This window comes from Aquimarina longa SW024, from assembly GCF_001401755.1.
GTDB classification, from domain to species: Bacteria; Bacteroidota; Bacteroidia; order Flavobacteriales; family Flavobacteriaceae; genus Aquimarina; species Aquimarina longa.
In genome coordinates, this window is sequence record NZ_KQ474100.1 from 115,041 (window position 1) to 132,974 (window position 17,934).

The 17,934-nt window shown below is 30.4% G+C and carries 19 protein-coding genes; 14 read left to right on the forward strand and 5 right to left on the reverse strand.

Going from position 1 to position 17,934, the window contains the following annotated elements; translation table 11 throughout:
• The first annotated feature begins 195 nt into the window (after positions 1–195).
• The 5 genes from N456_RS13040 (at position 196) to N456_RS13060 (ending at position 5,300) form a co-directional block, all read left to right on the forward strand.
• Positions 196–1,611: a DNA/RNA non-specific endonuclease gene (locus tag N456_RS13040; protein ID WP_062057807.1), complete on the forward strand. Its 1,416-nt coding sequence runs from the start codon at positions 196–198 to the stop codon at positions 1,609–1,611.
• Positions 1,612–1,842: 231 nt separating this feature from the next.
• On the forward strand, positions 1,843–2,019 hold the full coding sequence (locus tag N456_RS24770; RefSeq protein WP_205410273.1) for a CAL67264 family membrane protein: 177 nt from the start codon (positions 1,843–1,845) through the stop codon (positions 2,017–2,019).
• 48 nt (positions 2,020–2,067) lie between these two features.
• Entirely contained in the window at positions 2,068–3,759 is a 1,692-nt protein-coding gene (ettA, locus tag N456_RS13050; RefSeq protein WP_062057813.1) for an energy-dependent translational throttle protein EttA, read from the forward strand.
• Between the two features lie 216 nt (positions 3,760–3,975).
• A complete protein-coding gene (locus N456_RS13055; RefSeq protein ID WP_062057816.1) occupies positions 3,976–4,668 on the forward strand; it encodes an HAD family hydrolase in 693 nt (230 codons plus the stop codon).
• A gap of 2 nt (positions 4,669–4,670) precedes the next feature.
• Positions 4,671–5,300, forward strand: coding sequence for a chloramphenicol acetyltransferase (locus N456_RS13060; protein ID WP_062057819.1), 630 nt, complete (start codon positions 4,671–4,673; stop codon positions 5,298–5,300).
• A 24-nt stretch (positions 5,301–5,324) separates the two neighbouring features.
• Here N456_RS13060 and N456_RS13065 read toward each other — a convergent pair whose 3' ends face one another.
• The 3 genes from N456_RS13065 to aroB all read right to left on the reverse strand — a co-directional run bounded on the left by N456_RS13065 (position 5,325) and on the right by aroB (position 9,668).
• Positions 5,325–6,446: a histidine decarboxylase gene (locus N456_RS13065; RefSeq protein ID WP_062057822.1), complete on the reverse strand. Its 1,122-nt coding sequence runs from the start codon at positions 6,444–6,446 to the stop codon at positions 5,325–5,327.
• 523 nt (positions 6,447–6,969) lie between these two features.
• Positions 6,970–8,418, reverse strand: a complete 1,449-nt coding sequence (locus N456_RS13070) for a hypothetical protein (protein WP_062057825.1) — start codon at positions 8,416–8,418, stop codon at positions 6,970–6,972.
• A 179-nt stretch (positions 8,419–8,597) separates the two neighbouring features.
• A complete protein-coding gene (gene aroB, locus N456_RS13075) occupies positions 8,598–9,668 on the reverse strand; it encodes a 3-dehydroquinate synthase (protein ID WP_062057828.1) in 1,071 nt (356 codons plus the stop codon).
• Positions 9,669–9,839: 171 nt separating this feature from the next.
• Here aroB and N456_RS13080 point away from each other — a divergent pair, with 171 nt between their 5' ends.
• The 4 genes from N456_RS13080 (at position 9,840) to N456_RS13095 (ending at position 12,484) form a co-directional block, all read left to right on the forward strand.
• Complete coding sequence (locus N456_RS13080; protein WP_062057831.1) at positions 9,840–11,012, forward strand: proline dehydrogenase family protein; 1,173 nt, start codon at positions 9,840–9,842, stop codon at positions 11,010–11,012.
• Between the two features lie 71 nt (positions 11,013–11,083).
• A complete protein-coding gene (locus N456_RS13085; protein WP_062057834.1) occupies positions 11,084–11,461 on the forward strand; it encodes a VOC family protein in 378 nt (125 codons plus the stop codon).
• A 21-nt stretch (positions 11,462–11,482) separates the two neighbouring features.
• Positions 11,483–12,052: a pentapeptide repeat-containing protein gene (locus N456_RS13090; RefSeq protein WP_062057837.1), complete on the forward strand. Its 570-nt coding sequence runs from the start codon at positions 11,483–11,485 to the stop codon at positions 12,050–12,052.
• A gap of 33 nt (positions 12,053–12,085) precedes the next feature.
• A complete protein-coding gene (locus N456_RS13095) occupies positions 12,086–12,484 on the forward strand; it encodes a ribosomal maturation YjgA family protein (RefSeq protein WP_062057839.1) in 399 nt (132 codons plus the stop codon).
• A 38-nt stretch (positions 12,485–12,522) separates the two neighbouring features.
• Here the strand turns inward: N456_RS13095 and pdxR are convergent, their stop codons facing one another.
• Entirely contained in the window at positions 12,523–14,010 is a 1,488-nt protein-coding gene (gene pdxR / locus N456_RS13100; protein ID WP_062057842.1) for a MocR-like pyridoxine biosynthesis transcription factor PdxR, read from the reverse strand.
• Positions 14,011–14,094: 84 nt separating this feature from the next.
• On the opposite strand from pdxR, the gene N456_RS13105 reads away from it, so the two are divergent.
• The 4 genes from N456_RS13105 (at position 14,095) to N456_RS13120 (ending at position 16,155) form a co-directional block, all read left to right on the forward strand.
• Entirely contained in the window at positions 14,095–14,754 is a 660-nt protein-coding gene (locus N456_RS13105; protein ID WP_062057845.1) for a pyridoxamine 5'-phosphate oxidase family protein, read from the forward strand.
• 63 nt (positions 14,755–14,817) lie between these two features.
• Positions 14,818–15,123: a DUF1272 domain-containing protein gene (locus N456_RS13110; RefSeq protein WP_062057848.1), complete on the forward strand. Its 306-nt coding sequence runs from the start codon at positions 14,818–14,820 to the stop codon at positions 15,121–15,123.
• Between the two features lie 2 nt (positions 15,124–15,125).
• The gene (locus N456_RS13115; RefSeq protein ID WP_062057851.1) at positions 15,126–15,656 is read left to right on the forward strand and encodes a GNAT family N-acetyltransferase; all 531 of its coding nucleotides are present in this window, start codon (positions 15,126–15,128) and stop codon (positions 15,654–15,656) included.
• Entirely contained in the window at positions 15,649–16,155 is a 507-nt protein-coding gene (locus N456_RS13120) for a GNAT family N-acetyltransferase (protein WP_062057854.1), read from the forward strand. The genes N456_RS13115 and N456_RS13120 overlap by 8 nt, the downstream gene beginning before the upstream one ends.
• A 78-nt stretch (positions 16,156–16,233) precedes the next feature.
• Here the strand turns inward: N456_RS13120 and N456_RS13125 are convergent, their stop codons facing one another.
• Positions 16,234–16,608: a DUF4258 domain-containing protein gene (locus N456_RS13125; RefSeq protein WP_062057857.1), complete on the reverse strand. Its 375-nt coding sequence runs from the start codon at positions 16,606–16,608 to the stop codon at positions 16,234–16,236.
• A gap of 313 nt (positions 16,609–16,921) precedes the next feature.
• Between N456_RS13125 and N456_RS13130 the strand changes: the two genes are divergently transcribed.
• The gene (locus N456_RS13130) at positions 16,922–17,923 is read left to right on the forward strand and encodes a sphingomyelin phosphodiesterase (RefSeq protein WP_062057861.1); all 1,002 of its coding nucleotides are present in this window, start codon (positions 16,922–16,924) and stop codon (positions 17,921–17,923) included.
• The last annotated feature ends 11 nt before the right edge of the window (positions 17,924–17,934 follow it).

Sequence of the window (17,934 nt, forward strand, 5' to 3'; positions counted from 1 at the left end):
AATTTATATAAGTAATACTCTTAATTTAAAAACAGGAATTCTTATAGCTGAATTATGTTATTTTTATGTCATTTAACATTTTGATTTTTAGGAATTTAGTAACTTTTTTTTGGTAGGTAATTAACAGTGGTATAACACAGTTAGAGTTATTTTGATAGTAAATAGAATTACACAAATAACCTAATAATTAAACCTATGAGACGTTCAAGTATTAATTTTGCTACTATTCTTTTTAGTATCTCTTTGACTATTACGGGGTGTAATACAAGTGATGATTCTATGTATCAACGTATTGATTCTTATTTAGTTATTGAAGGAGAATTAAATGTAGAAACTAACCATTATGATAATCAAGGACCACACGATCATTCTAAAAGTAGAAGAAGTGGTTTTACAGAAGTTTTTGAGTCTGCTTCTAAGCGAAGTTATTCAGCAGAGAGTGTAACGTTATCTCATTCTGGTGTTTGGTATTTAGATAATGCGCTACTAGGAACACTATCTAATGATAGAAAATATGGATCAAAATCTGTTCGTATACGAAAAAATGGGTATATTAAAATGTCATTTGATCTAGATAATGGAGTAAAGACAGTACGAATTCGTCATGCAAAATACGGTAATGATAGAGCTTCTTCTTGGCGTTTGGTAGCATCTTATGATAAAGGTTCTTCTTGGACTTATGTAGGTAATACGGTTACAACAAGTTCTACTAGATTACATACAGTAACGTTTAATGTTAATGAATCCAATACAGTTAGATATGGGATTCAAAAAATTACAGGAGGTTCTAATAGGGTTAACATAGATAATATAGAAATTATTACAGGGGATACAGATGGAGGAAATAATGGAGGAGAGGCATCTAAAGATAGTAATTTAACCTTTGGTAATCCATCAAACGCAAATTCTTCTTCTATGAATTACTTTTTATCAAAGCCTGATTTTACATTGTCATATAATGCTACTAAAGGGATTGCAAATTGGGTGAGTTGGCATCTAAGTAGTGCTTGGACAGGGAGTACTCCCAGGTGTAATTGTTTTAAGGAAGATCGGTCATTACCGAGTCATTTTTTTAGAGCTACTAAAAATGATTATAGAGGGTCAGGATTTGATAGAGGTCATTTATGTCCATCAGCAGACAGAAATGGAAATTCAGAATCTAATGCGAATACATATTACATGACTAATATAGCGCCACAAGCTCCTAATAACAATAGAAGAACATGGGTTAGTTTCGAAAAATATTTGAGATCACTAACTTTAGAGGGTAATGAAATTCATATAGTTTCGGGAGTTGTAGGAAAAGGAGGAACAGGAAGTAAAGGATATAGAACTACGATTAGTGATGGAGCGATTACTGTTCCTGATTCTTTTTGGAAAGTAGCCTTGGTATTACCTAATGGAGCTAATGATATTGGTAGAGTTACTACTTCTACTAGGGTTATTGCTGTAAAAATTCCTAATAATCAAAAAGTTAATAGTGATTGGAAGCAGTATAGAACAACCGTAAATACTATCGAAAAACTGACAGGATATGATCTTTTTGAAAATATACCTAACGCTATTGAGTCAGTGTTAGAATCAAGAATAGATAACACATTTTTTAATTAGTAATAGACTCCATTTATAATGATACTTATAAAACGGAGACTCAATGATGAGTCCTCTGTTTTTATTTAAAAATTCATTTATAATTTGTTATAATATAAGTGATCTTCTGTTTTTACATTTTAACATCTCTATAAAAACCTGTTTTTTGACGATAAAATACCGATATTTGCATTCACTTATTTGTAAAAATGTCAGTGAAATTGTACTAAACTAAAAAAATAATTTATGGGAATGAATAAAAACACAGTGTTGGCTTGGGCAACTTTTATAATGGTCTTAGTCGGGTTAGCACTTATTGCATTAGGAGCTTTTAGATATAGAGATGTATCAGGATATGGTTTTGCAGCTGTTGGTATTGGCTTTTTTGCAATAGCTTGGGTTTTTAATGCTTTAAAAGGAAGAGTTTAACTCTTAATAAGATATAATCATCTAATAAAATAACAATTTAAAAGGCTTATGTCAGACGATAAAAAGGTAATTTTCTCAATGTCAGGGTTGAGTAAAACGTATAAAAGTGCAAATACTCCTGTTCTTAAAAATATATATCTAAGTTTTTTTTATGGAGCTAAAATAGGAATTTTAGGACTTAATGGATCTGGTAAATCTACATTACTTAAGATTATAGCAGGGATAGATAAAAATTATCAAGGAGATGTAGTGTTTGCTCCAGGATATACAGTTGGTATGTTAGAACAAGAACCAAAACTGGATCCTGAAAAAACAGTGCTAGAAGTTGTAAAAGAAGGTGTAGCAGAAACGGTAGCTGTTTTAGACGAATATAATAAAATCAATGATATGTTTGGTTTGCCAGAAGTGTATGAGAATCCAGACAAGATGCAGGAGCTTATGGATAAGCAAGCGAATCTACAAGATCAGATTGATGCTAGTAATGCATGGGAATTAGATACTAAATTAGAAATTGCAATGGATGCTCTTCGTACTCCAGATTCTGATAAGAAAATAGGTGTTTTATCAGGAGGAGAAAGAAGAAGAGTAGCACTGTGCCGTCTTCTATTACAGGAACCAGATGTATTATTATTAGACGAGCCGACTAACCATTTAGATGCAGAATCAGTACATTGGTTAGAGCACCATTTACAGCAGTATAAAGGTACTGTTATTGCCGTAACACACGATAGGTACTTTTTAGACAATGCAGCAGGTTGGATATTAGAACTTGATAGAGGAGAAGGAATACCTTGGAAAGGAAATTACTCTTCTTGGTTGGATCAAAAATCTAAGAAACTAGCACAAGAACAAAAACAAGCTTCTAAACGTCAAAAAACCTTAGAACGGGAGTTAGAATGGGTTCGTATGGCTCCTAAAGGACGTCAGGCAAAACAAAAAGCACGTTTAAGTAACTACGATAAATTACTAAATCAGGATCAAAAACAAGTTGATGAAAAATTAGAAATATATATTCCTAATGGTCCTAGATTAGGAACTAATGTGATTGAAGCTAGTGGAGTAAGTAAAGCTTTTGATGATAAATTACTATATGAGGATTTAAATTTTAATCTTCCTCAGGCAGGTATTGTAGGCATTATTGGTCCTAACGGAGCAGGTAAAACTACTATATTTAAAATGATAATGGGAGAAGAACAACCAGACAAAGGTAGTTTTAGTGTAGGAGATACCGCTAAGATTGCTTATGTAGATCAAACCCATAGTAATATAGATCCAGATAAGACAATTTGGCAAAACTTTAGTGATGAGCAAGAGTTAGTACTAATGGGAGGTAAACAAGTAAATTCCAGAGCATACTTAAGTCGTTTTAACTTTAGCGGAAGCGAACAAAACAAAAAAGTATCTGCTCTTTCTGGAGGAGAACGTAACCGATTACATCTTGCAATGACTCTAAAAGAAGAAGGAAATGTGTTACTACTAGATGAGCCTACTAATGATCTAGATGTAAATACACTACGAGCATTAGAAGAAGGATTGGAAAATTTTGCAGGATGTGCTGTAGTAATTTCTCACGATCGTTGGTTCCTTGATAGAATATGTACACATATATTAGCTTTTGAAGGAGATTCTCAAGTATATTTCTTTGAAGGTAGTTTCTCTGATTATGAAGAGAATAAAAAGAAACGCTTAGGTGGTGATTTAATGCCAAAACGTATTAAATATAAAAAGTTGGTAAGATGATTTTGATTAGATAGATAATTTAGTGCGATTTGTTAAATAAATAACCTCGGAGCAAGCTCGAGGTATGTTTCCGAAAAAAAATATTTTGTTTTCGAGCCAAGCTTTTGGGGGATTAAACCCTCAATGAGGGATCACGAGGGAGTAAAAGATCTTGTGATATATTACAATAAAAATTATTCTAATTAAAACTGATTATTAACTCAAATTTTTAGTAAAATGCCATTAAGGAATATAAAAGTAATCGCTTTTGATGCTGATGATACATTATGGGTGAATGAAACGATTTTTAGAAAAGCAGAAGAAGAGTTTTGTATTCTATTAGAAGAATATATGCCTAAAAAAGAAGCAAATGCATTGCTTTTTGATATCGAAATGAAAAACCTTCCTTTATATGGGTATGGTATTAAGCCATTTACACTATCATTAATAGAGGCAGCGATACTTATTTCTAATGGTAATATGACAATTGATTTAGTACAAAAACTGATCGAAAAAGGAAAGGAAATGCTTAATGAACCTGTAGTGTTGATTGATGGTATAGAAGAAACATTACAAGAGTTGTCTAAAAAGTATCGATTGGTTATGGCTACTAAAGGGGATTTATTAGATCAAGAACATAAATTAATCAAATCTGGATTAGAGAATTATTTTCATCATATAGAAATTGTCTCTGATAAAACTGAAAAACAATATAAGAAACTGGTAAAACATTTGGATATCATCGAAAATGAATTTTTGATGATAGGTAACTCTTTAAAATCAGATATTTTACCAGTTCTAAATATTGGAGCACATGCATTTCATATCCCTTTTCACACTACTTGGGCTCATGAAATGGTAAATGAAAAGATTGAACATCCTAATTTTAGAAGTTATACAAAGGCGAGTGAGTTATTACAATTACTATAAAAATGAAAACCAAACTCGATCTAACAAGTTGGAATAGAAAAGAACATTTTGATTTCTTTGGAGGTTTTGATGAACCATTTTTTGGGATAACAACTACTGTAGATTTTACAATTGGATATCAAAAGATACAAGACCTAGGGTATCCTTACTTTTTATATTACCTTCATAAATCCATCAGTGCAGCTAATGCTATTGAGCCATTTAGATACCGTATAGAAGGTGATCATGTATATGTATATGATAAAATCCATGCATCCCCTACCATAGGTAGAGAAGATCATACATTTGGATTTTCTTTTATGGAATTTGATGAAGATTTTGAAATTTTTATAACCAAAGCACAAAAAGAGATTGAAAAAATAAAAAATAGTACTGGTCTGTGTCATTCGGATAGTACCAAACGAATAGATACGATACATTACTCTTCTGTTCCTTGGTATAATTTTACAGGATTGACACATGCAAGACATTTTCAATTTAAAGACAGTATTCCAAAAATTTCTTTTGGTAAGTACACTAAAGAAAATAAGAAACTTAATCTACCTGTATCGATTAATGTACATCACGGCTTAATGGATGGTCATCATATTGGTCAATATCTAGAAGAATTTCAGCGGTTATTGAATGAATAATTATACTAGTAGAATTATATAGTTTTAAACAACACACATTTCCGATTCTATGTCTGCAATAAATTCATCAATCTGAGTATATGGTACATTAGGCATACAAATAATATGAGATTGTCTTTTTTCAGTAGCTAATTGCCATTTATTTATAACTTTTTTGCTTGGTGCAGGAAAAACTATAGTTATAGCATTAGGATTTCTCCATGCGTCAATACCTAGACCATTTAATTTGTTTTCGGTATATGAAGCTACTGCTAAGCTATGTTCTGTACGTTTTTTAAACCCTTCAAGACCTATTTTTTTTATAGCATACCATAAAAATAGTGGAGTATGTCCATTTCTTGATCCTGTTATAGTGGCATCAGAACTACCTATATATGCTATTCTTCTAGCAATTCTATCTCTATTATCTTTTTTAACAATAACAACTCCAGAGGGCATAGGGGATCCTATAAATTTATGCCCGCTAATGGATATACTATCGATTCCATCTTCAAAATCAAATTTAGGCCTTGGGGTTACAAAAGGAGCAAAACCACCTGCTAGAGCTGCATCTGCATGTATATAATGCTTTTTGATAGCCATATTCTCTAAAATAGATTTTATCTTTTTGGTATTATCTTTGGCTTCTGTCATTGTAGTACCAATATTGGCAACTACTATAGCTGGTCTATGTCTATTAAAACCAATAGTTTTTTTTAAATCATTATAATCTACTTCTCCGTTAGGAAGTGATTTAATAATAACATAATCAATATTAAGTAAAGCAACATTCTTTTGAATACTATAATGAGTAGCCTCAGAAAAATAGACCATTCCCTTTGGATACAGCTCTCTTGCTACATATAAGCCATATAGATTTCCTTCAGATCCCCCATTAGTTACATATCCCCAAATCTGGTCTTCATGAGCTCTAAATAGTTTAGCGAAGAAATTTACAACCTCGCGTTCCATGGTTCTAGAATCTACTTGGTATGTTGACTCACTAAAAGGATCTCCTAAATTATTTAACGGAAACTGTAGAAAAGGCATTAACTCTGAGTAATCAAAATCTTTAGAAACAGGGTATCCTAAAAAACGTTGGGTCGTATTTTTTATAGTATGATATAATTGTTCTAATTGTTGTTGTTCTGTTATATGAAGTCCCATAATCTTTTTTCCAAAAATACACCTATAAGTTTTATTTTCTAAAAAATGTGTATTTATTAGAAAAATAATCTTTCATGCCTTTTTTATTTTATAAATTATTCTTTTTTGGAGTGTGATTTTTCTTGTATTTGGAATAACATTCTATGTTCTTAGCTTTTTGGTTAATATGATCATTAAATAAAATGATATAAAACTTTCGTGCTCTTTGTTTATTGAGTTATCCAAAGAATACTTTAAGAGAGAGTGTATTTTTTTGTTTTTTAGAAATGATCTAAAAAGAGACAAATTAGAATATTCTTTAACTCATTACCTGATATTATGTATGCTGTTTTTGTTTAGGCTTGTGGTGAATGTCATTAGGTTAAAAGTTTAAGCTATTGATGTAAAATCCATTACTCTGACTTACACTAGAATGACTAAAAAAATATTTAAACCATAAAATAACAAAAAAAGAGGTCGTCTAAAAAGTAATTTTTAGACGACCTCTTTTTTTTATTAGTGGTACTATTTTTTCAGTAAGTATTTATTTTGTGGCTTCTATTGATTTGTACTCAAAAAAGTTATTAGCTTTTATCATTTCAGGTATAAGGTCAGGTAATTTATCTTCCCAACCAGGTTCTCCTTCTTGGATTTTTTGAAGAATTTCCCTAGAAAATACACCCATGATAGAAGGGTCGTAATCGGTAATATCTTGTAGTTTTCCATTATATTTAAAGAACTTGTATAGTTCTTTCATTCGAGGATGTACTTTAAGAGTATCACTATCTGTTAGTTCTCCTGTATCATGATTTTTTAATGGGTATAAATATACTTTTAAGTCTTTAAAAAAGAGTTTTCCAAATGCTTCTAGGATACCTCCGCTAAGGTGTCTATAATATTTTTCGTCAAAAATATCTACCAAATTATTTATTCCCATAGCAAGAGCCATACGTTCTTTAGTATAGTTAGAGAAATACTCTACTAATTTATAATACTCTTTATAATTAGAAATCATTACGGTTTGACCTAAAGAGCATAATAATCTAGCTCTAGCCATAAAATCTTCTTCATCTATTTCTCCTTCTGCTCTTAAGTTCGATAGTGTTATTTCAAAAATTACTACAGTCTTTTCTTTATTTACTTTATTTTCGCTCAAGAACATATTGAGTGATTTTTCATAAATATCCATATTCACTCTTGTTACTGGTCTGAAACTTCCACGGAGTGCTAATATGTTTTTCTTATATAATATTGCTGCTGGTAATATATTATTTCCATCAGGACCAAACATTACGGCTTCGGTCATACCATTTTTAACTAATTGTAGACTCATTAAACGATTGTCTACTTTAGTAAATCTAGGACCTGAAAAATTAATAGTATCAATTTCTATCTGGTCTTTATCTAGATGATCGTATAGGTATCTCAATAATTTTTTAGGATTATCATATTTATAGTATGCACCATAAATTAGATTTACTCCCAATATCCCTAGAGTCATCTGTTGTAATTTAGCATCATTTTCATGAAAACGAATATGAAGTGATATCTCGTTATAATCCTCATTAGGAGTAGTTTGATAACGAATACCTACCCAACCATGACCTTTGTATTTTTTAGCAAAGTCGATTGTAGCCACAGTATTTGCATAGCTAAAGAATAATTTATTAGGATGTTTGTCTCTAGAAATTCTTTTTTCTATAAGATCTACTTCATGTTGAAGCATTTTTTTTAGCCTTGCTTCAGTAACATAACGTTTATCATCTTCTATACCATAAATGGCATCACTAAAATCTTTATCATAAGCACTCATTGCTTTTGCAATAGTACCAGAAGCACCACCTGCTCTAAAAAAGTTCCTAACAGTTTCTTGACCAGCGCCAATTTCTGCAAAGGTACCGTAGATATTTTGATTTAGATTAATGCGTAAAGCTTTGCTCTTTATTGAAGGGACAGATTCAAATTCTTTATCTCCCATTATCTTAATAGGCATAGTAAAAAGGGCTTTTTTTGTTTACTGTAAAGGTAGTAATACATGAGTATTAAAAAAAACTTTAAATATAAATTTCTATTTGTATAAACGATCTCTTTTAACAGAATCAATATAGTATATCATGTCAACTCAATTGATAGTATTTTCTTATGTAAAGAAAAGTAAATGTTTTGGGATATTTACAAATTGCTATAATACTCAAAAGATTGAAGAATTAATTCATCAGATACAGTACAATTGTACTTTGCCTCTCCAATAGTATGTAATAGTACAAAATACACAATTCCTTTCTCATTTTTTTTATCATGAATAAGAAGATTCATAATATTTTGATAATCTTCGGGATTGATATCTATTTTTGGAAATGTAGCCAGTATTACGTTACTAATGTATTCTAAATCAGCTATAGTTAGTGATAATAATTCTGTAGATATAAAAGCTTCCATAATCATCCCTATTGCAATCGCCTCACCATGTAGTAATACGGGTTTTTCGGGATGTGTAAGGTAAAAGGATTCAATAGCGTGCCCTAGAGTATGTCCAAAATTTAAATACTTTCTTATATTTTGTTCTGTAGGATCTTCAAAAACAATTTTGTTTTTAATAGATACAGAATCATATATCATATGTCCTAGATCATCAAAACTAAGTTGAGAAAGGTTACTAAGTTTTTCCCAATAGTTACGATCCTGAATAAGTCCATGTTTTAGCATTTCTGCAAACCCACTACACATTTGGTTTGTTGGTAAAGTATCTAAGTACTCTATATCGACTAATACCATTTCAGACTCACTGATCACCCCAACCATATTTTTTAGATTTCCTAAATCGACACCTGTTTTTCCACCAACAGAAGCATCTACCATAGCTAATAACGATGTAGGAATATTGATATAACTGATACCTCTTTTATAAGTACAGGCGATAAACCCTCCTAGATCTGTAATAACTCCGCCTCCTAAATTGATCATTAGACTTTTTCTATCCATGTTTAATTCAGAAAGTGCATTCCAGATACCACTACATGTTTCGATATTCTTATGAATCTCTCCACTTTCTATTTCAATCACTTCGATATCATATTCTTTTTCAATTTTACTCATCAACAAGGATAAACAATGTTCATGTGTGTTATTATCAACAAGAATACATATTTTAGAATGATTGGCTGTGGATAGGTATTTGTTTAATGCTGTGTAGCATTCTTCACCAAAATATACGATTGAATCTTTAGAAACTATGGGCTTCATTTATAGTTGAATTATAGATAGCGAAATTAAGCAGAATTTGTAATAAAATATGCCTGCAAGTTTTATATTTGCAAATATCTTAAAATAGCACTTAATAAATAGTCGATAATTAATCATATTTTCTATAAATAGACATTAAGATTAAAGATTCTTAAAAAAAAATAATTTTTAATGAGCCAAAAAAACTTGTTTGATAATACTGAAACGGCATTTGTTTTAAAAAGTGATTCAGAATTAGAAAGAGCATATTTTCTTTTTAAAATGATTTCTAATGAACCGTTGGTTAGGATTGGTACTGCTGTAACAAATTTTGCTATAAAAGCTCACTTACCAGTACAAGGATTGATTAGAGCAACAGTTTTTGATCATTTTTGTGGAGGAGTTAGTGAACAAGATTGTATGCCTGTAGTAGATAAGATGTATACTAAAAAAGTCTGTTCTGTATTAGATTATTCGGTAGAAGGGAAAGAAGAAGAAGCTCAGTTTGACGCAGTATTAAAAAAAACGATAGATCTTCTGGAGTTTGCAGACGAAAAAGATGCGATGCCTTTTGGCGTGTTTAAACCTACAGGATTAGGTCGTTTTTTAATCTGGCAAAAGAAAACTGAAGGAACAAGTCTGACAGAAGAAGAAGAAAAAGAATGGAACCGTATAGAAGAACGCTTTGATATTGTGTGTAAAAAAGCATATGATTGTGATGTCGCTTTATTAATAGATGGAGAAGAAAGTTGGATGCAAGATGCTGCAGATGAATTAGTAGCTAAGATGATGCGTAAATATAATAAGGATAAAGCTATTATATACAATACATTGCAGTTATATAGGCATGATCGCTTAGCGTATCTACAACAATTACATGAAGAGGCAAGAGTCTATGATTTTAAAATAGGAGTAAAAATTGTGCGAGGTGCGTATATGGAGAAAGAGAATGAACGTGCTAAAGAGAAAGGATATCCAACTCCTATATGTAAAGATAAGCAACATACTGATCAGAATTTTGATATGACAATGGAGTATATATTTCAGAATATAAAAGATATTTCTGTATTCATAGGTACTCATAATGAAGAAAGTAGCTATAAAGCTATGCAATTGATGAAACAGTTTCATATTCCTAAAGATGATTTTAGAGTATGGTTTGGTCAATTATATGGTATGAGTGATCATATTAGTTTTAATCAAGCAACAAAAGGATATAATGTAGCAAAATATTTACCCTTTGGTCCCGTAAGAGATGTAATGCCTTATTTAATTCGTAGAGCAGAAGAAAACACCTCAGTAGCAGGTCAAACCAGTAGAGAATTGAATTTACTTTCTCAAGAAAAGAAAAGAAGAAAGTTATGATGTATATTTCATAATGTTATATTATCTAAGGAGTTAGGTGAATAATAGGGAGTTATATAAAAACTATAAAAATGAACCTAAATCAGATTACGGTACCTTCTATAGATGTTGCTAGATCTATTACTTTTTATAAGCAATTAGGGTTACGTCTTATTGTAGAAGTAGTACCACGTTATGCCCGTTTTGAATGTGTAGAAGGAGATGCTACGTTTTCGATTCATCAGGTAGAAAAATTGCCTGATGGTGATGGGGTATATGTATATTTTGAAACCGAGAAACTAGATGCAGAAGTAAAGCGTCTAATTATCGAAGGAGTGGAGTTTGATCAATTACCCGAAGATCAAACATATTTGTGGCGAGAAGCAAGACTAAAAGATCCAGATGGGAATCAAATTATTTTATATTATGCAGGCGATAATAGAAAGAATCCACCATGGAGAATAAACTAATATTTAGATGAATAGCTGTATATGAGTATTTCAATTATTGATCAAACGTTTGATAATCAAGATTTTTCTAATCAAAAATTACCTTCAAGAGAATATGACAATTGTACATTTATTAATTGCAATTTTTCTAAAACAGATATGTCTGTAGTTACTTTTTTAGAATGTAAATTTGATACATGCAATTTTAATGCTACTATGATGAAAGAAACATCTTTTCAAGACGTTATTTTTATAAGCTGTAAAATGTTGGGATTAGATTTTAGTACTTGTAATAGTTTTATGTTTGAAGTAGAGTTCGAAGATTGTAATCTTGATTATACATCTTTTTATAATTTTATGATGAAAAATATACAATTTAAAGGATGTAGCCTAAAAGAAGCAGATTTTACAGAAACAAATATAACTGGTTCGATTTTTAAAGATTGTAATCTAGAAGGAGCTATTTTTGAAAGAACTATAGCAGAGAAAGTTGATTTTAGAACAGCGATTAACTATAAAATAGACCCAGAAAATAATACAATAAGAAAAGCAAAATTTAATTTACAAGGGATTAAAGGACTATTAATAAAATATGATGTGATAGTAGAATAAATCTATTATTTAATCTATGATAGAATAAAAAAAATGACATTTAGGTTTCAAAAAAAATATTTTTTCTTAACGATACTTTTATTTTTAATAGAAGTGATGATTGCACTTTTTGTTGATGATCAAATTATTCGCCCTTATATTGGTGATACTCTAGTCGTGATTCTGATGTACTGTTTTTTTAAAAGCTTTATTAACTGTAAGGTACTACCATTAGCGATAGCTGTTTTATTATTTTCTTATACTATCGAAATTTTACAGTATTATAATTTTGTTCAGATAATAGGATTACAACATTCGCGATTAGCAAATATTATTATAGGAAACTCCTTTTCATGGGCAGATATGATTGCATATACCTTAGGTTTTATTGTGATAATTTGGTTAGAAAAAGTAAGTGTTTTTAAACAGCAAAACTCAATAGCAGAGCAATAGGGAAGTATTATAATAATTCTAAATAAGAATCGCTAGTGTTAAGTATATAGTTTTTTAAATACGATTACCAATTGATTAATAACTTCATGGATTTCTTTTTCATTTAGAGCAGCAAACCCCATTCGGACCCCATTATGTTTAGAATTATCATTGTCATAACGTTTCCAATGAGTACTGAATGCTATAGATGATTTTTCAATTTCATTATATACTACATCCCAGTTATATGTGCTATGTAATTTTACCCAGATAGCCATTCCACCTTTAGGAACTTCAAAATCAAAGAAATTACTAAGTTTTTCTTGTAATAATGAACAAAATAAATCTCTTCTGGTTTTATAGATCTTTAAAACTTTGTTGCAATGTCTCTGTACATCTCCTGTATTGATCATTTGAGCAAGAGTTTGTTCTAATAGAGTGTCACCTTGTCTATCAATAACACGTCTTAATGTAGCGGCTTCGTCTATAAAATCTTTGGGAGCGATTAGATATCCTATTCTCATTGCAGGAGCAATGATTTTAGTAAAACCACCAATGTATAGTACATTACCATTATTGTCATTACTTGCCAAGGGTAAAATCGGAGCATTACTGTAATGAAAATCATAATCATAATCATCTTCTATGATAGCAAATTTATAATGCTGTGCTAGCTGTAGTAACTGCATGCGTCTTTTTGCAGATAGCGTAACCGTAGTAGGGTGATGATGGTGAGATGTGACATATACAGCACTAATCGTTTTAGTTTTGCATAGCTTTTCAATAGCATCAGTTACAATTCCTTGATCATCAATAGGTACTTGTTCTATACAGCCTCCCGCTTCTATAAATGTATTATCTGCGGTCATGTAATTAGTGCTACCTACAATAATCCTGTTGTTATTGGGGAGTATTAATTGACTCGTTAGATATATCCCCATTTGACTACCCCGAGTAATCAAAATATTATCTATTGTGATATGTAATCCTCTGGTTTGATTAAGGTAGGTAACTAGTGCTTTTCTTAATTCTAAATTACCATACACAGAACTGTAGGTTAATAAATTCTTATGATAATTTTTTTTAGTGATATTTCTATATGTTTTAGCAATTTCTTCAATCGGTGCTAATCGATGGTCAGGGCAGCCATCATCAATTTTCAAAACATTTTTATTACAGGTATTAGCATACTTTCGTTTTAGGTGTGGTCTTGTTAAAAAAGAAAAGTCACTTTTATTTTTAAGGTTAGTTTTTGATGCTAAAGGATCAATTTTTTTTGGTGTAATAATAGGTAATGAGCTTGTTACAAAAGTACCTTTTGCAGGAACAGTTTCAATCCACCCTTGGGAAATCAGTTCGTCATATGCAGAAATCACTGTTTTGCGATGAATATTTAAATCCTCAGCTAATTTTCTAGACCCTAGTAGTTTTGTAGAAGGAGGGAGTTTTCCTGATTTTATATAACCAATAATCTGGTCACATAATTGGAGATATAAACTACGATTGATATTTCTATCAAGAGATATATTATTTTTAAAAGGAAACATAACTGGACTATTACGTATTTATAAACTGGATTCTTATAGCACCCCATAAAACTACTAATTTTGAATAGTAAATAAGAATATATTATGGCAAAATATCCAAAAACAGAACTTAATAAAGTGGTTAGAGGTTCTAAAAGAGCAATCTATGATGTAGATACAATCTATCAAATACTTGATGATGCTTTTTTATGTAATGTAGGGTATGTTTTTAAAGGAAAAGCAATTATAATCCCTATGGCTTATGGAAGAAAAGAAGATAAAATCTATATCCATGGGTCTCTTAAAAATAGAATGATGTTAAGCCTTATAGAAGCAGGAGAAGCGAGTATATCAGTAACGCACCTAGATGGTTTAGTACTAGCACGATCAGCATTTCATCATTCTGCAAATTATAGATCAGTAAATGTATTTGGTAACATTAAAGTAGTAAAAGATTCAAAAGAAAAAATGGAAGCACTAGCTTGTATATTAAATCATATGATTCCAGGGCATTGGGATAATGTACGGCATCCTAATGAAAAAGAATTTAATGCAACTTTAGTTATAGCAATTAGTATAGAAACAGCATCAGCAAAGGTTAGGGCAGAAGGGGTAGTTGATGAACCGAGTGATATAGATTTACCAATATGGGCAGGTGTAGTCCCTAATAGACAAGTGGCTTCTGATGCAGTTTCTGATAACGACTTGCCAGAAGGAATTGAAGTGCCAGAGACAGTACTAAAATATATACGAAAAAATAGTTAGCAAATTAAACTTGATAAAAAATATAGATTTATTAGTATATTTAAAATACACAATTTATGAAATATGTTAGAAATAAGACCTACATGCGAGCATTGTAATACAGCTTTACCAAATGATAGTGATGAAGCAATGATATGCTCTTTTGAATGTACTTTTTGTAGAACATGCGTAGAGGAAATCTTGCATAATGTATGCCCGAATTGTGGAGGAGGTTTTGAGAAAAGACCAACAAGACCTGTGAACTGTACTACAGGTAATTGTGTAGAAAAATACCCTGTGAGTAGTATAGAAGTACATAAGCCAATAAAACAAGATGCTTTTAAAGAAGTTTTAGAAACCTTTGAAAACGTAGAACCTAGAAACAGGTAATTATGAATCATATTAGAAGAGCAACAATAAAAGATGTTACACAAATTTCTTACCTTGGTAAGAAAACATTTGACCAGTCCTATGGTAATTTTTTTAATGACCGAGCTACTCTTGTGAAGTATTTAGATAGGTCATTTTCGATAAATAAAATAACAAATAGTGTACAAAATCCTGAAAATTTATACTGGATAGTAAACGATACTAAAACTCCTATGCCAATAGGTTATGCAAAACTAAAATTAAAGTCTTCATCCGAGTTTATAGAAAATCAAAATGTCTGTAAATTACAACGGATATATTTATTACAGGGGTATGAAGCTCGAGGTATTGGTAGTAAATTACATGAGTGTATTGTGGAGACAGCTATCGATAATGGATATGATTATATGTGGTTATCCACTTTAAAAGAAAAAGAACAAGCTACTAATTTTTATAAAAATAAAGGATATGTTATAGCAGGAGAGCATGATTTTACGATTGGAGATGAAACATTTGAGTTTTGGGCTATGAAAACAAAATTGCGGAGTGAATAAAGATTTAGTGTATAGACAAGCCACTTTACAAGATTTAGAGAGATTAAATCAATTAGGGAAAATTTCATATAAAGAATATTCTAAAGTACTAACTTCTGATCACTGGAATACGCTAAGTACTATTTTGAATGATAAAAAAAATATAGAGAATCTTATAAAAATAGGGACAGTATTTATTTGCGAAACTAGTATGGATATCATAGGTATGATCTATTTTATTCCTAGTGGAAACCCAACTGAATTATACCAATCAGACTGGTGTTATATTCGATTTTTAGGAGTTCATCCAAAATACCGTAATTATGGTATTGGGAAAAAACTAGTCGATTTATGTTTAATTTATGCTAGGAAGACGAGTAGAGAACATACTATAGCACTACACACATCAGAATTTATGCATACTGCTCGATTAATGTATGAGAAGTTAGGGTTTGAAAAAGTAAAAGAAATTGAGCGATTAGGGAAAAAATATTGGGTATATCTAATGAATATAGAGTAACCTTACTAAATTGAATGTATCAACTAGAACGAATGCTATTTTTTATTTAGTGATGTGATAATTAAATTTGTATAAAAACTATTGATTAATTTCTACTGAATTAATTTTGGCAATAGAAGTACAATTTTCAACAAGCATAGTCACATTTTTTTCTTTAATAGTTCCCTCTATAAAGTAGATTTTACAAGAATCTAATTTAGTGTTACTTTTAGAGAAATTAACATCGCCATCTGTGAGCAAAAAAGAAATATCTGTAGTGTCTATTAAGTGTTTTTGCATATTGGTAGCTGCTTGATCAGAAAAAGTTCTTTTCTTTATTCTAATATTCTTAAGCACTCTAGAAGAGGGACCGTAATCACAAGAGGTCTTTTTTCCACCTAAAAAGAAAAATAAAAGAATAAGACCTATACCAAACCCTCCTAGGTAATACAGTAATCGATGTGCTAGTTTCATAAATCAAATACAATAATATGGGATCAAAAGTAAGTAAAACTTTAAAAAATCAAAGCTTACAATTAGCAAAGTTTGCCTAAAAAAAACAGATAATTGTAAGAAACAAATAAGTTGTAGTTTCTTAAAGATTAGTTTAAGCTTAAAAATTGTGTATAGAAATTGATATAGTTCAATTACATTTTTTTGACTAAAACCCTAATATGTCAATAAATTTAATGATTAGTTTTTATTATGATAAGATTAAAGAAGTTAAAAAAAACGTTTTTTGTGATTTTAAACGAATTGTTATCTCTTAAGCTAAAAACATTTTACAATGAAAAACGTATATACATTTCTCATTTTTATAATCAGTGCATTAATAGTATCATGCTCTGAGGAAGAAAATAATTTAGATACTGATATAAACTCAAAACAATATCAACTACAGACAAATAAAAATAAAGAAAGCTTGACTGTATTGAGTTATAACGTATTCCATTTACCAGGCATAGCATCTATAAAACATTATAAAGAAGTAGAAAGGTCAAAAGGGCAATATCAAATCCTAAAAGATATGGTTTCTTCTATTGATGTTATTGTTTTTCAAGAAGGGTTTAATAATCAGGTAAATACCCATTTATTTAATAAATTATCTAATCTATACCCATATAGTACTATACTTGTTGGAAAATATTGTAATAGTGGTTCTTATTGGAATTCTGTAGCGGGCAATTGCTCGAATAGTATTTTAGTAGTTAATGGAGGTGTGCGTATTTTTAGTAAATATCCTATTGTAGCCAAGCATCAGTACGTATTTAATGCTTCTGCATATGGAACAGCAGATTATTACTCTAATAAAGGAGCAGTTTATGTAGAAATAAATAAAAATAATAAAAATTATCATATTGTAGGAACACACTTGCAGGCTGATCAAGGTAGTTATGAAGGAACTTCTGTAAGGTTAGATCAATTAAAAGAAATTAAGAACTGGGTAACAGGTTTTAAAATACCAATATCCGAACCATTAATCTATGCAGGAGATATGAATGTAGAGTATACAAATATAGAGGCATATACTAGTATGAAACGTATCTTAAATTCTAAAATAGCATATTATTTTGATTCTTCTGTGGATATAGGTACATACTCTAATACAAATACATTAGTAAAAGAGGAGTATCCTGATTATAATAATACATTAGATTATATTTTAATAGATAAAGGTCATAAGCAACCCATTTCTATTCCAGAGATGCAGGTGCTACAGTTTAAGAAAAAAGGAGAGGATTTATCTGATCATCATCCTGTAAAAACTACGTATTACTTTAGTAAATAAAACTAGTACTG